The organism is Pseudoalteromonas sp. SR45-6 (assembly GCF_014163545.1).
Lineage (GTDB): Bacteria > Pseudomonadota > Gammaproteobacteria > Enterobacterales > Alteromonadaceae > Pseudoalteromonas > Pseudoalteromonas rhizosphaerae.
Window position 1 is genome coordinate 40071 of the sequence record NZ_JACJDM010000019.1, and the last position, 16239, is coordinate 56309.

18 protein-coding genes are annotated in these 16239 nt (G+C 41.3%); 4 read left to right on the top strand and 14 right to left on the bottom strand.

Translation table 11 applies throughout. From position 1 onward, the window contains the following. Nucleotides 1-37: 37 nt before the first annotated feature. Genes hemW through H5158_RS10310 form a run of 6 tightly spaced genes read right to left on the bottom strand, consistent with a single transcriptional unit; the run spans nucleotide 38 to nucleotide 4410 of the window. Nucleotides 38-1174, bottom strand: coding sequence for a radical SAM family heme chaperone HemW (gene hemW, locus H5158_RS10285; RefSeq protein ID WP_182739966.1), 1137 nt, complete (start codon nucleotides 1172-1174; stop codon nucleotides 38-40). Then, entirely contained in the window at nucleotides 1171-1770 is a 600-nt protein-coding gene (locus H5158_RS10290; RefSeq protein ID WP_182739967.1) for an XTP/dITP diphosphatase, read from the bottom strand. The genes hemW and H5158_RS10290 overlap by 4 nt, the downstream gene beginning before the upstream one ends. A gap of 3 nt (nucleotides 1771-1773) precedes the next feature. Continuing rightward, nucleotides 1774-2217, bottom strand: a complete 444-nt coding sequence (locus H5158_RS10295) for a DUF4426 domain-containing protein (RefSeq protein ID WP_149981275.1) — start codon at nucleotides 2215-2217, stop codon at nucleotides 1774-1776. Nucleotides 2218-2268: 51 nt separating this feature from the next. Continuing rightward, entirely contained in the window at nucleotides 2269-2802 is a 534-nt protein-coding gene (locus tag H5158_RS10300; RefSeq protein ID WP_182718461.1) for a YggT family protein, read from the bottom strand. A gap of 57 nt (nucleotides 2803-2859) precedes the next feature. Further along, complete coding sequence (gene proC / locus H5158_RS10305; RefSeq protein ID WP_182739968.1) at nucleotides 2860-3681, bottom strand: pyrroline-5-carboxylate reductase; 822 nt, start codon at nucleotides 3679-3681, stop codon at nucleotides 2860-2862. A 15-nt stretch (nucleotides 3682-3696) separates the two neighbouring features. Continuing rightward, the gene (locus H5158_RS10310) at nucleotides 3697-4410 is read right to left on the bottom strand and encodes a YggS family pyridoxal phosphate-dependent enzyme (protein WP_310736240.1); all 714 of its coding nucleotides are present in this window, start codon (nucleotides 4408-4410) and stop codon (nucleotides 3697-3699) included. Between the two features lie 2 nt (nucleotides 4411-4412). On the opposite strand from H5158_RS10310, the gene H5158_RS10315 reads away from it, so the two are divergent. The 3 genes from H5158_RS10315 to H5158_RS10325 are packed head-to-tail and all read left to right on the top strand — an operon-like array spanning nucleotide 4413 to nucleotide 7516. Continuing rightward, nucleotides 4413-5453 (top strand): type IV pilus twitching motility protein PilT, encoded by a 1041-nt coding sequence (locus H5158_RS10315; protein WP_145234931.1) that lies wholly within the window; start codon nucleotides 4413-4415, stop codon nucleotides 5451-5453. A 19-nt stretch (nucleotides 5454-5472) separates the two neighbouring features. Continuing rightward, nucleotides 5473-6603, top strand: a complete 1131-nt coding sequence (locus tag H5158_RS10320; protein ID WP_145234933.1) for a PilT/PilU family type 4a pilus ATPase — start codon at nucleotides 5473-5475, stop codon at nucleotides 6601-6603. 1 nt (nucleotide 6604) lies between these two features. Beyond that, nucleotides 6605-7516, top strand: coding sequence for a hypothetical protein (locus tag H5158_RS10325; protein ID WP_145234935.1), 912 nt, complete (start codon nucleotides 6605-6607; stop codon nucleotides 7514-7516). Here the strand turns inward: H5158_RS10325 and ruvX are convergent. The 6 genes from ruvX to H5158_RS10355 form a co-directional block, all read right to left on the bottom strand. After that, entirely contained in the window at nucleotides 7479-7925 is a 447-nt protein-coding gene (ruvX, locus tag H5158_RS10330) for a Holliday junction resolvase RuvX (protein WP_145234938.1), read from the bottom strand. The genes H5158_RS10325 and ruvX overlap by 38 nt on opposite strands. 36 nt (nucleotides 7926-7961) lie before the next feature. Next, nucleotides 7962-8519 carry a YqgE/AlgH family protein gene (locus tag H5158_RS10335; RefSeq protein ID WP_145234940.1) on the bottom strand — a complete coding sequence of 186 codons (558 nt, stop codon included), beginning with the start codon at nucleotides 8517-8519 and terminating at the stop codon, nucleotides 7962-7964. 27 nt (nucleotides 8520-8546) lie between these two features. Continuing rightward, nucleotides 8547-9500: a glutathione synthase gene (gshB, locus tag H5158_RS10340; protein ID WP_145234942.1), complete on the bottom strand. Its 954-nt coding sequence runs from the start codon at nucleotides 9498-9500 to the stop codon at nucleotides 8547-8549. Between the two features lie 54 nt (nucleotides 9501-9554). Then, nucleotides 9555-10289 carry a 16S rRNA (uracil(1498)-N(3))-methyltransferase gene (rsmE, locus tag H5158_RS10345; RefSeq protein WP_145234944.1) on the bottom strand — a complete coding sequence of 245 codons (735 nt, stop codon included), beginning with the start codon at nucleotides 10287-10289 and terminating at the stop codon, nucleotides 9555-9557. Between the two features lie 105 nt (nucleotides 10290-10394). After that, nucleotides 10395-10868: a hypothetical protein gene (locus tag H5158_RS10350; RefSeq protein ID WP_145234946.1), complete on the bottom strand. Its 474-nt coding sequence runs from the start codon at nucleotides 10866-10868 to the stop codon at nucleotides 10395-10397. 30 nt (nucleotides 10869-10898) lie between these two features. Further along, nucleotides 10899-11792, bottom strand: coding sequence for a hypothetical protein (locus tag H5158_RS10355; protein ID WP_149981269.1), 894 nt, complete (start codon nucleotides 11790-11792; stop codon nucleotides 10899-10901). Nucleotides 11793-11865: 73 nt separating this feature from the next. Here H5158_RS10355 and glnE point away from each other — a divergent pair, with 73 nt between their 5' ends. Further along, nucleotides 11866-14664 carry a bifunctional [glutamate--ammonia ligase]-adenylyl-L-tyrosine phosphorylase/[glutamate--ammonia-ligase] adenylyltransferase gene (gene glnE / locus H5158_RS10360; protein WP_182739969.1) on the top strand — a complete coding sequence of 933 codons (2799 nt, stop codon included), beginning with the start codon at nucleotides 11866-11868 and terminating at the stop codon, nucleotides 14662-14664. On the opposite strand, the gene H5158_RS10365 is transcribed toward glnE, so the two are convergent. Together H5158_RS10365 and lpxL are read right to left on the bottom strand one after the other, a co-directional pair. Beyond that, complete coding sequence (locus tag H5158_RS10365; protein WP_145234952.1) at nucleotides 14661-15233, bottom strand: TcpQ domain-containing protein; 573 nt, start codon at nucleotides 15231-15233, stop codon at nucleotides 14661-14663. The genes glnE and H5158_RS10365 overlap by 4 nt on opposite strands. Nucleotides 15234-15287: 54 nt before the next feature. Beyond that, the gene (gene lpxL, locus H5158_RS10370; protein WP_182718454.1) at nucleotides 15288-16214 is read right to left on the bottom strand and encodes an LpxL/LpxP family Kdo(2)-lipid IV(A) lauroyl/palmitoleoyl acyltransferase; all 927 of its coding nucleotides are present in this window, start codon (nucleotides 16212-16214) and stop codon (nucleotides 15288-15290) included. Nucleotides 16215-16239 lie beyond the last annotated feature (25 nt).

Here is a 16239-nt window from a genome sequence, read left to right on the forward strand (position 1 = left end):
TATTAGTGTGTATTTGTTAGTAAAGTTTGGGTCGTTATTACACAAACAATTCTAGCAGGTCATTTAAAAAACGATGACCTTTTTGGCTTACCTGCCAGTGACTATCCGTTTGCTTAAGCAAACCCTTGGCAATGGCTTGTTGCAGCGCATCTGCTTGGCTTTGCAGCGGTAACTGAGTTAAGGCTGTAAAGTCACTAATTGGGCAGGCTTCAAATAACCGTAAGCGATTCATAAAGAATTCAAACGGTAAGTCGTGCTGTTCAACTGGCCACTGTTTAAATAAATACGGCTTAGCTAAATCCATATAACCGCGAGGATGTTTTACTTTCTCAGTGCGGGTAATGATGCCTGTTTTAGCATCGGTTACCTTACCATGGGCACCACAACCAATGCCTAAATAATCGCCAAAGCGCCAATAATTCAAGTTATGTTGGCATTGAAAACCTGGTTTTGCATAGCCGGAAATTTCATATTGCTGATAACCTGCCTCAGTAAGTAAGGCTTGGCCTTGCTCTTGAATATCCCACAAAATATCATCAGCTGGTAATATTGGCGGCTTAGAGGCAAACTGTGTATTAGCCTCAATAGTGAGTTGATACCAAGAGATATGTGGTGGATTTAAGGCAATCACTTTTTTTAAATCATCAAGTGCATCATCTAATGATTGCCCAGGTAAGCCATGCATTAAATCCAAATTAAAGCTGTTTAAGCCTGCTTCATGGGCTTGCTCTGCAGCATAAATGGCTTCATCGGCACCATGAATACGGCCAAGTGCTTTGAGTTTGTCGTCTTGCATGCTTTGCACGCCAATCGAAATACGATTAATGCCAGCAGCTACGTATTCTTTAAAGCGGCCAGTTTCAACCGTGCCCGGGTTGGCTTCTAAGGTGATTTCGCAGTTTTCACTCAGGCCAATTAATGAATCCACCGCCGTTAATAAATTAACGTAGGCCTCACCGGTTAATAAGCTAGGCGTGCCACCACCGATAAAGATTGAATGAATTTTACGTCCTTGCACTAAGTGCAGATCGGTTTTTAAATCATCAATTAAATGCTGCACATATTCCTTTTCAGGGATCTCACCTTTTTGACCGTGACTATTAAAATCACAATACGGGCACTTTTGCACACACCAAGGTACGTGCACATATAAACTTAATGGTGGTAAATTCACAGGCCGCCTTTGAGCTTAAGCTCAGACAATAAACGTTGTAACGCCTGACCACGATGGCTAACTGCATTTTTTTGCTGTTTAGTCAGTTGCGCACTGGTGCATTCAAGTTCTGGCACATAAAAAATAGGGTCGTAACCAAAACCACCTTGGCCGTTTTGAGCTAAGGTAATTTGACCTTCCCAGCTAGCACTGCAAATCAGTGGGGTAGGGTCATCAGCATGACGCATTAATACCAGCACACACCAAAAGCGCGCACTGCGGTTAGGGTTGTTAGCAAGTTCGCTTAATAGTTTATCAATATTATCTTGATCGCTAGCGCCTTCACCGGCATAGCGAGCTGAGTAAACGCCAGGGGCGCCGTTAAGGCCATCAACCTCCAATCCTGAGTCGTCAGCAATAGCTGGTAGCCCAGTTATTTTTGCAGCATGACGAGCTTTAATAATAGCGTTTTCTACAAAAGTGGTGCCTGTTTCTGCTACTTCTGGCACGTTAAAATCGCTTTGTGGCACAACGTTTATTTCAAGCGGGTTTAGCATTTGCGCCAATTCGTTGACCTTACCCGGATTGCCAGTGGCTAACACTAAAGTTTTTTTCATGAATTAATCTACGTAAAATTTTTGCTGGAACTGCAGCTTTTGAAATTGATTACCTTGTTGTATTTCAATTTCAAAGCGCAGAATTTCTTCGTTAGTAAAATCAACTTGCGCGAGGTAATAAATTGCATCGCCTTCGATGACTTCTTTGAATTCCAAGGTTTGCTTATTACCAAGTAGGTTTTTAGCAGTGCCTTTAAGAATGGCAGTTTGCGCTGTGGCATCGGTATCTTTTTTAAGGATTGAAATATTTACAATGCCCTTATAACCACTGCGTTCTAGGCCATAGGTTTTGGCTATTTGTGGTTGAATAAAGGTTGACGGAAATGCAATGTAATGTACTTGCCATGGGCCGAGTTCTTTGTATTGTGCGCCTTGCATTTGTTCACTGTGGGCACTAAAGGTAATACCTGCTAATGCAAAGAATAAAATACTTGCGAGCTTTTTCATAAATGACTCTTAAAAAAAGAGGCCTAGTAGGCCTCTGTGTTAATGATAAGGTTAGCCGACTAAATCAATAAACAAAAACTGGGCAAATTGCAGCGCGATAATTAACACTAAAATTGATAGATCTAAGCCGCCCAGTGGCGGTAACACTTTACGAATAGGTCTTAACATTGGTTCAGTTAGCTGCTGAAATACCGCTTCTACTGGATTGTTGCCTTGGCTTACCCAGCTTAATAACGCGCGAATAATTAATACCCAAAACAGTAAGTTTAAGCCTTCTTTAATCACCGTTACTAGCGCATTTAAAAGTACAAATCCAACTTCCCATGTCGCGCCTACTAAAAATATCAGCGCAGTAATTTTTGCAGCAGCGACAATGAACGCCAGTAATAACGAAGCTAAGTCTAGGCCACCTAACCCTGGAATAATTTTACGCAGTGGATTAACAGCAAATGAAGTAGCTTTGACCACAAACTGACTCAACGGATTGTAAAAATCAGCCTTGGCGGCTTGTAGCCAAAAGCGCATTAATACGACCATTAAAAATAGATCGAATAGTGTGCTTATTAAAAATTGCATGGCGTTCATAACGTACCTTAATTAAAAACCTTAAACATAAATAGGGCTAAAAGCAGCAAAGTGCTTTTAAAGTTCTTGTTCCATTTGTTCCGCGCGAGCAATACAGGCATCCATTGCATCGGCGACAGTGTTAGTCAGACCGTGTGCTTTTAAATGTTCAACAGCTGCATGCGTGGTGCCACCTTTTGATGTCACATTAGCACGCAATTGTGAAATACTAATCTCAGGCTGAGATAGTGCCATTTCAGCTGCACCTAATGCTGTTTGCTGTACTAAGCGACGTGCGTCTTCATCGCTAAAGCCAAGTGCTTTGGCTTTTTCTTCTATGGCTTCCATAAATAAGAAAAAGTAAGCCGGTGATGACCCCGTAACAGCAATAACATCGTTAATTTGTGACTCTTGCTCAACCCATACCGCAATACCTGTACATTCAAATACTTGTTGCACAAAAGTATGTTCTTGCTCGGTTTCGCCGGCACCAAATAAACCTGATACACCGCGCCCTAATAAAGACGGGGTATTTGGCATACAACGTACCATCTTAACGTCTTGTCCGAGCATTTCACGTAACCGCTTAACCGTTAAGCCTGCGGCGACAGAAATAAATAGCTTATCGCTAAAGTCGATACCCGAATCTTGAAATGATTGACATAAATCACCCATCATTTGCGGCTTTACAGACAACACAATAACATCGGCATCGCGCAGTGCTTCGTTGTTATCTGCGGTGGTTTTAACCCCGAAATCCGCTGCTACCTTAGCGAGTTTTTCTTGGTTACGATTTGTTGCAATAATACTCGATGCAGCAAATCCTTTTTTTACCATGCCGCCAATAATGGCGTAGCTCATATTACCTGTGCCTATGAATGCAATTGTTTTATCTGACATATCTTAGTTATCACCTTAGCTTCGTTGGCCAAAAATATCCGTGCCGATGCGTACCATGGTTGAGCCTGCTGCAATCGCAGCTTCGACATCACCACTCATCCCCATCGACAGGGTGTCTATTTGAGGATATTGGGCTTTAAGTCTATCAAAGCAAGCACGTAATTGCTCAAAATATTGTATTTGTTGCTGTGGATCGTCAGTTTTTGCTGGGATTGCCATGACACCACGCAATTCTAAATGCGGGCAATGGTGAATAAATTCAGCGAGGCTTGCAAGTTTATCGGGGTGGCAGCCTGATTTTGAGTCCTCTAAGCTGATATTTACTTGGATCAGTACTTTTAAAGGGGCTTTATCTGCGGGCCTTTGATCGTTTAAACGTTGCGCTATTTTTTCACGTTCAATACTTTGCACCCAATCAAAGTGGCTGGCAACAAGGGCGGTTTTATTTGATTGAATAGGGCCAATGAAATGCCAAACAATATCGCTATAATTTGCTAATTGGGTTATTTTATCAACAGCTTCTTGAACGTATGATTCACCAAATTCTCGGTGACCTTGTTGATAAGCCGCTAGAATGAAATCAGCAGGTTTGGTTTTTGATACTGCCAACAAGCAGACATCGTGTTCATTACGATGATGTTTTTTTGCCGCTAGGGCAATTCTAGCATAGGCGGACTTAAGTCGTTCTGCTATTGTAACCATATAATTATCAGTTAGTTGTGGAGTCATAAATGGATATTACCGAATTATTGGCCTTTAGTGTGCAGCACAAAGCATCAGATTTACACTTATCATCAGGGGTTGCGCCAATGATCCGTGTTGATGGTGATGTGCGACGTATTAATATACCAGCGCTGGAAAACAAAGATGTTAACAGCCTAGTTTACGATATTATGAACGATAATCAACGCAAGGACTATGAACAAAACCTTGAAGTGGATTTTTCGTTTGAAGTGCCAAACTTAGCACGTTTTCGTGTTAATGCCTTCAACTCAAATCGAGGCCCCGCAGCTGTATTTCGTACCATTCCCAGTGAAGTGCTGACGCTTGATGATTTAGGTGCGCCAGATATATTTAAAACAATCTCAGATACGCCGCGTGGTTTAGTGTTGGTAACAGGACCTACAGGCTCTGGTAAGTCGACCACCTTGGCTGCGATGGTGGATCATATAAATCAACACAAGCATCATCATATTTTAACCATCGAAGATCCCATCGAGTTTGTGCACGACAATAAACTATCGTTAATTAATCAACGTGAAGTGCATCGCGATACGCATAGTTTTTCTAATGCACTGCGCAGTGCTTTACGTGAAGATCCAGACGTGATTTTGGTTGGTGAGCTACGTGATTTAGAAACTATTCGCCTTGCCATGACTGCTGCTGAAACCGGCCATTTAGTATTTGGTACATTGCATACTACGTCAGCCCCGAAAACCATTGACCGTATTATCGATGTGTTTCCTGGTGAAGAAAAAAGTATGATCCGCTCAATGCTTTCAGAGTCATTACGCGCAGTTATTTCACAAACCCTGTTGAAAAAAATTGGTGGCGGGCGAGTCGCAGCACATGAAATCATGATTGCAGTGCCTGCGATCCGTAACCTTATCCGCGAAGATAAAATTGCGCAAATGTATTCGTCGATTCAAACTGGCGCATCGCATGGTATGCAAACCATGGATCAGTGTTTAATCAATTTAGTGAATCACGGTGTTGTTACCAATGCTGAAGCGCGTGCTAAAGCACAAGATAAAAATAATTTCGGCGGCTAGGCCCGAGTAAGGAGCAGTAATGACACATTCTCTTGATTACTTTTTACATTTGATGATTGAAAAGCAAGGTTCGGATTTATTCGTATCGAGCCAATTGCCAGTCAGCGCAAAGATTAATGGCGAGCTAATTGCACTTGGCGACGAAAAAATATCAGACGAAGAGTCGCTGCAATTAGTTGAATCAGCGATGAGTGAAAAACAAAAAGCAGAGTTTCATAATACTAAAGAGTGCAACTTTGCCATAGCTACCGATGAAGGGCGCTTTAGGATCTCGGCATTTTGGCAACGAGATTGCGCGGGTATGGTTATTCGCCGTATTGTTACGCAAATTCCTGATGTTGCTGAGCTTGGTCTACCGTCGACATTGACTGATGTGATCATGGCTAAACGTGGTTTAGTGCTGTTTGTCGGTGGTACTGGCACCGGTAAATCAACGTCGTTGGCTGCATTATTAGGTTACCGTAATCGTAATCAACGTGGGCATATCTTGACTATTGAAGACCCGATTGAGTTTGTCCATGAACATCGCAAAAGTATTATTACTCAGCGTGAAGTTGGCTTAGATACGGAAAGTTTTGAGGCGGCGTTAAAAAGCTCATTACGCCAAGCCCCCGATGTCATTTTAATTGGTGAAATACGTTCGCAAGAGACCATGGAATACGCACTTAGTTTTGCTGAAACCGGTCATTTATGTGTTGCTACATTACATGCCAATAACGCTAACCAAGCAATTGACCGTATTATGCATTTAGTGCCTAAAGAAAAGCACGATAAGCTAAAATATGATCTATCCTTAAACTTACGAGCTATCATAGCACAACAACTAGTGCCTACAGCCGATGGCAATGGTCGAGTAGCTGCTATCGAAATTTTATTAAATACCCCGATTATCGGCGAGCTTATCAAAAAAGGCGACATTGGCGGCATTAAAGAAGCCATGGCTAAAGCGAAAGATATGGGTATGCAAACCTTTGATCAAGCGTTATTTGAGCTCTATAAACAGCAACGTATCAACTATGCAGATGCTTTGCATCACGCTGACTCACCTAACGATTTACGTTTGATGATTAAGCTTCGAAATAATGAACAGCAAGGGGCTGGTTTTTTACAGGGAGTAACAATTGACGGGTTAGAACCTAAAGGTCAGTAGTATGAAAAAACGCATAAAATGGTTACTTGTAACAGTTAGTTTTTATGTTGTTAGTAACTCATTTTTTGCGATGGCGACAGATCAATCGATTGCTATTTTTATCCGAGATGACGTGCATTATGATTACACACATTTTTTAGCCGGTAGAGCACCGCAGGATATTACTGATTTTAGTGGTCGATTTATACGTCGCGATGTAGTTGATATGATCATTGCCCAACAAGCCTTGTACTTGGGGGGCTTTAATAAAACTTTCAGTTATCAAATTGGTAAAATTAATTTTCGTAATACCAAACTGTTAGAAAAAGGTGAGCTACTGATCAGCTTTGATAGTTATTGGTATGAAGATGCCAAATCACTAGCAGATAAAGTGTATATCAGCGATGAGCTGATCCGTAAAGGCGAGTATTTTGCGGGGATTTTTACTTCTCCAAACAATAAAAAAGTATTTCAGCTGCAGCACCTGTCAGATTTTAATCAACTAACTAGTGTGTCTACGCCGCGTTGGCGTACAGATTGGAAAACTTTATCGCAATTACCATTAAAAGATCTAGTTGCAGAGGATGAATGGCTCAGTCAAGTGCGTATGGTATCGATGCAATGGATTGATTTTATGTTAATGCCACTGATGCCACAGATGGGTAACCAATATGTACTTGAAGATATTGTTTTGCAAGCGGTACCTAATGTGCTGATATTATTAGATGATAGTCGTCATTTTGTAATATCAAAACGCCATCCTGATGGCGCTCAGGCTTTTAAAGCGTTGCAAAAAGGCTTAAAGATATTACGAGAACAAGGTGCGATAGAAAAAGCCTATCGCCAAGCTGGATTTATTCCTGAACTGAGTGAGCAGCTTATTATAAACCTACCGCTTACCCGTAAGCTTGTTCAAAGAAGCTTTCCAAAATAATAACAGCCGACATATTATCCACATTTCCTTTACCTAAGCTACGGTAACCGCCTTGCTCAAATAATCGTGCTTTTGCATCTGCTGTGGTTAAACGTTCGTCTTGGGTCTCTACAGGCAGTCCATAGTGATTATGTAAGCGGTTGGCAAACTTTTTAGCTTTAAAGGTGACTTCTTGATTTGTGCCATCCATATTAAGCGGTAATCCAACCACCAGTAAATCAGGTTGCCACTCATCGACATGCTTTTTAATAAAATCCCAATTTGGAATACCATCTTTGGCTTTGATAGCGCTTAGGCTCGATGCGGTTCCTGTTAGTTCTTGGCCGATAGCAACACCAATGCTGGTGGTGCCAAAATCAAAGCCCATCACGGTGCGTTCACCTTTGGGCTTTAGTTGTTTTTTAGTCATGCTATCTCTGTGCTTTAAAATTGTGGTTGACCACGCTTATGCGTGGCCAGCTTCCGAACTTAATTGGCTAATATCAAAACCGAGCGTCGCGACTGCTTTTTCCCAGCGTTGCTCTATCGGTGTGTTAAAAATAATCTCAGGATCGGCTTTTATAATTAGCCATGAATTTTCGAGTAGCTCTTGTTCGAGCTGGCCTTGCTCCCAACCCGCATAGCCCAGTGTAATAATAAACTGTTCTGGTGCTTGGGCTGTGGTTAAACTTGCTAACACATCTTTGGATGTGGTTATCATGATTTCGCTGCTAAGTTCTTGGCTTGCGCTATAACCTGCTTTTGGAGAATGCAGTACAAAACCACGATCGGTTTTTACAGGTCCTCCAGCAAATACTGCAACACTTGCTGCGTGGGTGGATTTGTCGTTATCAATCTCTATTTTGTCGAGCAAGTCGCCGACAGTAATATTGATCGGCTGGTTGATCACCAGCCCCATAGCCCCGTCTTCATTGTGCTCACAAATATACGCGACAGCACGTTTAAAAAAAGGGTCTTGCATTGATGGCATTGCGATTAAAAAATGATTTTCTAATGATTGCATAACGATACCCCTTTATTGTTAGTAAATTTAAGTATGGCTCAGTTTTCTTTCTATGGCATCAAATAAGCGCCCAGTAATTGAAATATCATAGGCAGCTTCGATTTCTTTTACGCAGGTAGGCGCTGTAACATTAATTTCTGTTAGCTTATCACCAATGATATCAAGACCTACAAAAATAAGCCCTTTAGCTTTTAATGTTGGTGCAACGGCTTCGGCAATTCTACGATCTGAATCACTGATTGGGCGTGCTTCACCACGACCGCCAACAGCTAAATTACCACGTGTTTCACCATTTTGTGGAATGCGGGCTAGGCAATATGGGATCACTTCGCCATCGACCACCAATACGCGTTTATCACCTTGTTTGATCTCTGGGATATAGTTTTGTGCCATGGCAAAACGGCTACCGTGTTCGGTGAGTGTTTCGCAAATAACCCCAATGTTGGCATCATTTTCAGTCACACGGAAAATAGAGGCGCCACCCATACCATCTAAAGGTTTTAGAATGATGTCTTTATGTTCAGCCAAAAATGCGCGGATCTGGTGCTTACAACGGGTTACTAAAGTGTCAGGTGTATGCTCACTAAACCATGCGGTGAATAACTTTTCGTTCGCATCACGCAGGCTTTGTGGCTTATTAATAATAAGCGTGCCTTCAAGTTCGGCGCGTTCTAAAATATAGGTTGCGTAAATGTACTCAGTATCAAACGGTGGATCTTTACGCATTAAAATAACATCTAAATCAGCAAGTGCGATACTGGCTTTTTCTTCCAGCTCATACCAATGGTTTGTATCGTCGAACACGGTTGCTTTTGCGGCTGTGGCATACGCTTTGCCTTTACGCAATGAAAGATCATTCATTTCCATGTAGTAAATTTCATAGCCACGGCTTTGGGCTTGCATCATCATTGCAAAACCGGTGTCTTTTTTGATGTTGAATCCGCTGATCGGATCTGAAATTATACCTAACTTAATTGCCATGTTCGTTGCCTTACTGAATCTGTTGCTATTGATATGAGGGTGGTTTTACTAATTTCAATTAGCTAAATCGCCAAATTGTAGCTGTAGTGCACTTAAGACTGTCAAAGCGGCAGTTTCAGTGCGCAGCACGCGTGGGCCGATACGGATATCAACAAAATTTTGTTGTTTGGTCTGGGCAATTTCATCATCAGTGAAGCCACCTTCAGGACCAACTAAAAACCGCACGCCAGCGCTAGGTACTTCGATTGTTTTAATACTGTGCTCTGCACGAGGGTGTAGGGTAAGCTTAATTTCATCACTGCTTTGTGCAAGCCATTGGCTGATGTCTATCGGTGGATGAATCGTGGTGATCCGGTTACGACCAGATTGCTCTGCTGCAGCAATCGCTATTTTTTGCCATTGCTGGTGTTTTTTTGCAAGTCGCTCGGCGCTTAATTTAACGCCACAACGTTGACTGAAAATAGGGGTGATTTCAGTGATCCCTAATTCAACAGACTTTTGAATGGTAAAGTCCATTTTGTCACCGCGAGAAATCCCTTGCCCTAGGTGAATGCTCAGCGGTGATTCAACATCTTTTTCATTAAATTCAAGCGGCATTGCAACGACTGATTTTTTTCCTACTTCAATGAGTTCGCAAAGATATTCGCCGCCTTGGCCATTAAATAATGAAATATGCTCACCGACTTTCATCCGTAATACGCGACCTATGTGGCCTGCTGCATCATCTTCTAACTGAAGTGCAGTGGCAATTACAATAGGACTTGCTTGATAAATATGAGGAACTCTCATGATGACCTTCAACAAAAATAGCTAATATCGTTATGGTATGTAAGTCATCTCTTCGGTGCAAATACTTATTGTGAGTCAGTGATAATTAGTTAAGTTTTATTTTAACTAATTATTAAGCTTTTCACATAATGCGTCTAAATTTTGCGGTGTTTCGGCTATTTCGGTTTGGCATGATAAGTGATTATTTTGTGCTAAGTCTGTGACTGGTTCAAACAGGTATCCATCATCAATCTCTTTAATTAAAAATCGTACAGAATGTAATGAATTGAATATAAATCGTTGTTTATCATCAGCTAATAAATAATCCGTTTGATTGTATAGTACACCGGCAATATCATGGTGTTCATGTAAATAACTCGCCAGTTCTGACACGCTAATTTCATTACTAAAGTCGCAGTAGCAATAATCTTTGATCAACTGGTCAAACATTAATTTAACCAAGTGACGGGTATTTGCACCAGCAACAACAAGGGTACTTGGACTGGTGCCGTGTGGCTGAGCAAAATAATGTTCAGTGAATTGCCGGCTGAATTCACTGTCGTTATCGATCAGTAGATAGTTATTTACTTCAAACGGCATAAGGCCCCACGTATTACGTCATTTTCAATATTAAATTGAAAACATACTTATTAGTAAATAGCCTATAGCGCTGAAAACAGCAAATTCAATGCAAGCTATTCCAATATTATCCTGATGATCAATTTCAAGCTCAGTATCAATGTTTGGCAAAGAGATGAACTTGATTATAGTCGTTAATAGATACAGTAATAACCACATAGTGCCGCAATGTAAAGCTAATGTGAATAAATTCTCAACCATTTTACCACTGTGAAAAGTGGCACTGGCAAGACCCGCATAGATAGCTAATGCAAGGCCAATGGATTTACCGGCATAACGAATGCCAATAGAGGTGTTTTCTAAATTAAAGTTACTTTGTAATGACGCCCCTTGATTGGCGCGAGCAAAGCGATATTCACGGAATTTACTGTCTAAGGCAAAAATAGTTTGCAGTAAAAAGAAGCTGACAAAAGCAATTAGTAAGCTGCTAAACCCTTGGGTATGAGACCAGCTGTATAGCCCTAATGTAATAATACAGTTAGCGATCAACATGCCTGAATCTACCAACGCGGCACAGACATTTTGTTTTAGTATGGCGGCTTCTTCATTAAAGCGGTGCAAAATCCACTTGCGGTGGATCAAGTGGCCTACTTTAATAAAAGTAAACAACAGTACTATCAGTATAATCATCTTAAGCGGGTTTGATTGGGCTGCACTGATACTAATTTCATCAAATAAAAATGCTACAGTCGCGATCACTACACTGATTTCTGACGCAAAACTAATTCCTAGAGCAAAATTGTCATGTTGAGCAAGTTCTTCTTTTAATGCTTGTTTAGCCTTGAGTTGACTTACTACCCGCAAACAAATAACAGCTAAACAAATAACCATAAAACAGATAGCAATCGCGAGTAAACTAGTGTTAGATAAAGATAAATATGACATTGAGAACCTAGGGTGGTTATTATTATGTTAACTATTCTAGTACGGTTACGACTGATATAAAAGAGAGTATTTGATGACACCAGGCGAACAACTCCCAACAGCACTGCATGGCTTAGGCAGCGAACGTTTTTTTCAGCTATATCCAGAGCTTCCTGCTAATGAATTAATTATTAATTTGTTAGGTTTGAGTGACTTTGCCTGGCGTTGCCTGCAATCTCAGCCGCAGTTAATTGAGATGTTGCTCAGTGATACTCAAATGAGTTTGCGAGATAGTCCTAACCCATTTCAAGACTTAAATCTTACCGAGGTTGATGAAGCGCAGTGCCATAAAATTTTACGCCGTTACCGGGAACGCTATTGGCTAAAAGTAGCGTGTTTAGATTTATGTTACAGCAATGATATAGCCGATAGTATTGGCTATATCTCGGCTTTAGCCGATCAGCTAATTGATAGTGCCAATAACTGGGCATTTGCCCAGGTTGCTCAGATTAATGGGCAACCATTCGATGAGCAACAACTGCCACTGGCGATGTTGGTATTAGGAATGGGTAAGTTAGGTGGCCAAGAACTTAACTATTCGTCAGATATCGATTTAATTTTTTCTTATCCGCGTAGTGTAAAAACTCAAGGTGGGCGGCGCTCTTTAGAAGCGCAAGTGTTTTACACTAAAGTGGCACAAAAGCTGATTGCCGCACTTAATCAAACAACGGTTGATGGACAAGTATTTAGGGTCGATATGCGGCTGCGACCTTTTGGTGAAAGTGGCCCCTTGGTGATGAGTTTTAATGCCATGGAAGATTACTACCAAGATCAAGGCCGTGAATGGGAACGCTACGCCATGCTCAAAGGGCGTTTAATTGGCCCGCAAACGCGCTACAGTGATGAATTCTATCAGTTATTAAAACCGTTTGTGTATCGTCGCTATATCGATTTTTCAGTGATTGAATCGCTGCGTAAAATGAAGCAAATGATAGCTCAAGAAGTACGTCGTAAACGCTTGACTAACAATATAAAACTAGGTGCAGGAGGGATCCGTGAAGTGGAGTTTGTGGTGCAAGCACTGCAAATGGTAAGGGGCGGGCGAGAAGCTAATTTGCAAACACAATCCTTGCAAAAAGCACTGGCGGAGCTAGAAAACATTCAAGTTATTGGCGCAGATGAAGCAAAATTATTACGCCACAATTATTTGTTTTTAAGGCGAGTTGAGCAATATTTACAGATTTTTGCAGATCAACAAACGCAAACATTGCCAGATGATGGCCTGAACCAACAACGGCTAAATTACCTGTTAGAGCAGAGTGACTTCAGCGCATCTTTAGCGCAAATAAATGACATTATGGCTGGCATACACAGTGAATTTGAACAAGTTATTGGTTATGAAAGTGAGCCAGTCGATCCTTGCGAAAGTGCTTTTATAAGTGCTTGGGAACACACCGATATTAGTGTTTTAACCGACCCAAATGATGCATGGCAAATACCATTAGAAGATTTTAAAGCCCGCTTAACGAAAACTAAAATTGGTCATCGTGGCCGTGATATTCTCGATAAACTCATGCCATTAATGCTAAAGCAACTATCAGACAGTCAAGCAAGTGGTGACGTATTTAGTATGATCTGCCAAGTATTAAGCAAGGTTATTTCACGAACAGCCTATTTAGAGTTGCTGTTTGAAAACCAAGGCGCGTTAAAACAGCTTGTTTCGTTGTGTTGTCATAGTAAATGGATTGGTGAGCATATTTCGCGTTACCCGATTTTACTTGATGAGCTTATCGATCCTGCGGTGCTGTATAAGCCTACACCACTGACTGCATATAAAGACGAAATACGACAGTATTTTTTACGTATTGATAGCGCAGACTTAGAACAGCAAATGGAAGCACTGCGTCAGTTTAAACAAACCCATCAACTACGTATTGCTGCCGCTGATGCAACCGGTGTGTTAGATGTAATGAAAGTAAGCGATCATTTAACAGCATTAGCCGAAGCGATAGTTGAGCAAGCGGTGAACCTTGCTTGGCAGCAAATGGCGCAGCGTTTTGGTATTCCGCCTAATACTGATGAAGAGCACAAGGGCTTTGCCGTAATAGCTTATGGTAAAACCGGTGGTTTTGAAGTGGGTTATGATTCTGATCTCGATTTAGTCTTTGTACATAATAGTGATGGCTCAGAGCAAACTAATGGCACTAAAGCGATTGATTCACGGCAGTTTTATTTAAAATTAGCACAGCGACTAATGCATTTATTTAATACTCGAACGGCGTCGGGTATTTTATATGAACTAGATACGCGGTTACGCCCAGAAGGTGCCTCAGGGTTAATGGCAATCAATCTTGAGAGCTTTAACCACTATCAGCAAACGCAAGCTTGGACATGGGAACATCAAGCGCTAGTGCGTTCTCGGATGATTTTTGGGCAACCCGAATTACAGCAGCGCTTTGCGCAAATTCGCTTAGGCATTTTGTGCCAGCAGCGCGACCCGCAAAAGCTTAAAGACGATGTGATCACCATGCGTGAAAAAATGCGCACACATTTAGCGAAAGGCAACGATATTGAGTTTGATTTAAAACAAGATACTGGCGGCATTGCTGATATTGAGTTTCTGACTCAATATTTAGTGCTTGATAACGCTTATAGCTTGGAGCAACTAACTACTTACTCAGACAACGTAAGGATTTTAACCGATGCAGCAAGGCTTGGTTGTATTAGTGATGAGATCAAGCAAGGGCTTATTACAGCCTATATTGATTATCGCTCGCGTTATCATGTGTTGAGTCTAGATCAGCAGGGACGTTGTGTAACAAAAGCTGAATTTGCGAAAGACATCGCATTTGTTACACAAGCATGGCAGCAGATATTTGAGTTAAGCGCTTAACTTCTTAGGCGCTTACAGTTTTCGCGCACATATTCAGAGGGCAGCTCGGTGATCACGGCTGCTCGCTGTTTAAAACAAAAGAAGGTATAAACTTCGTTTTCAAAGTCATCATTTATCGCCCGGCCAACTTGATAAAGCGTTGAATTAAAATTGCTATCCACTCGAAAGTGTTCTTTGATCACATAGTCTTTACTTAAATACCAATACAGAACGATATCTTCATCGCGTGCGTAATCAGTTAATACTTTTTTTAAAGTCGAGCCATTTTCAAAGCGTCTCGGCATTAACTCACCAGTCCAATTTGGTGAGGATGGTTCAACAACTTTAGCGCGCTCGGTCAGCGCCGCATCTATATTTATATCCGGATTAGCTAATTTAAGTACGTATTTATCGCGTTCATTGCTTTTATTTACCTGGTTGCGTAACGATGAATAAAAACGTGATAAACCTTGCGCAGCCGCATTTTTAGTATCTTTCATGTCCATGACTGGGCCATGACCTAATAAAAAATAAATCGCTGCGGCAATTAAAATAGCAGCTAGTGATAAATGCTTAACCCAAAACCACATGGCTCATACTCTTGTATTTATATTTACTAATAAAAGCATATTACAGCGGCGTTGTCACTTGTAATAAGAGGGGGCGTTCTCATCCGGCCTAGTTTTAAAGCGTCGATGAACCCACATATATTGTTCTGGTGCGGCATTAATAGCTTCTTCAATGCGTTGATTTACACGAGTCACATCGGCGAGGTTATCGCCAGATGGAAAGTCTTCAAGCATAGGGCGTACTTCTAAATGATATTTTCCCTGTTCGTCACGTCGACTTATAAGACTGACGGTTTCACAGTGCTTACTGGCTGCAAATAGCAAAGTCCCAGTGGTAGTTGCGGTATCTTGAACTGCAAAAAAAGGTGCAAATTCACAGCGTTGGCGGCCATAATCTTGATCGGGTAAGTAATAACATAATTTTTTATTTTTTAAGGCTTTGAGTAGGCCTTTAACATCGCGTTTGCCAACCACAAATTCATTTGAGCGTAAACGACCATTGGTAATAAAATATTCCATTAGCGGATTATTATGGGGGCGGTAAAAACCAATACCTTGATAGTGTAATCCCATGACACGGCTTGCCATTTCAAGATGCAGTATGTGTGGGACTATCATTAGAATCCCTTTACCAGATTGTTGTATTTGCTCAAAGTATTCAAGCCCTTTAACCGAGCCGCAAACTTTTTTTACACGCCAATCAGGCCACCACCATGACATGGCTGTTTCAATCATACCTATACCGGTATTTTCTAAGTTAGAAAGTACTAATGCTTGTTGTTCGGCTGCGGGCATATCTGGAAAGCAGCGTTTAATATTGACTTCAGCAATATGGCGACGACTTTTCATAAAACGATGGACTAAGCGACCTAGCAGTCGGCCCAATGCAAGTTGTAATTTCTGCGGTAGCCAAGAAATTATATACAAAATAAATACGCCAAACCAAGTAAACCAATAACGAGGGCCCAAGAAAGACCATTTAAATGGGGAGTTGTTGACCACAGAAGTATCTCATATGCAAAAGAAG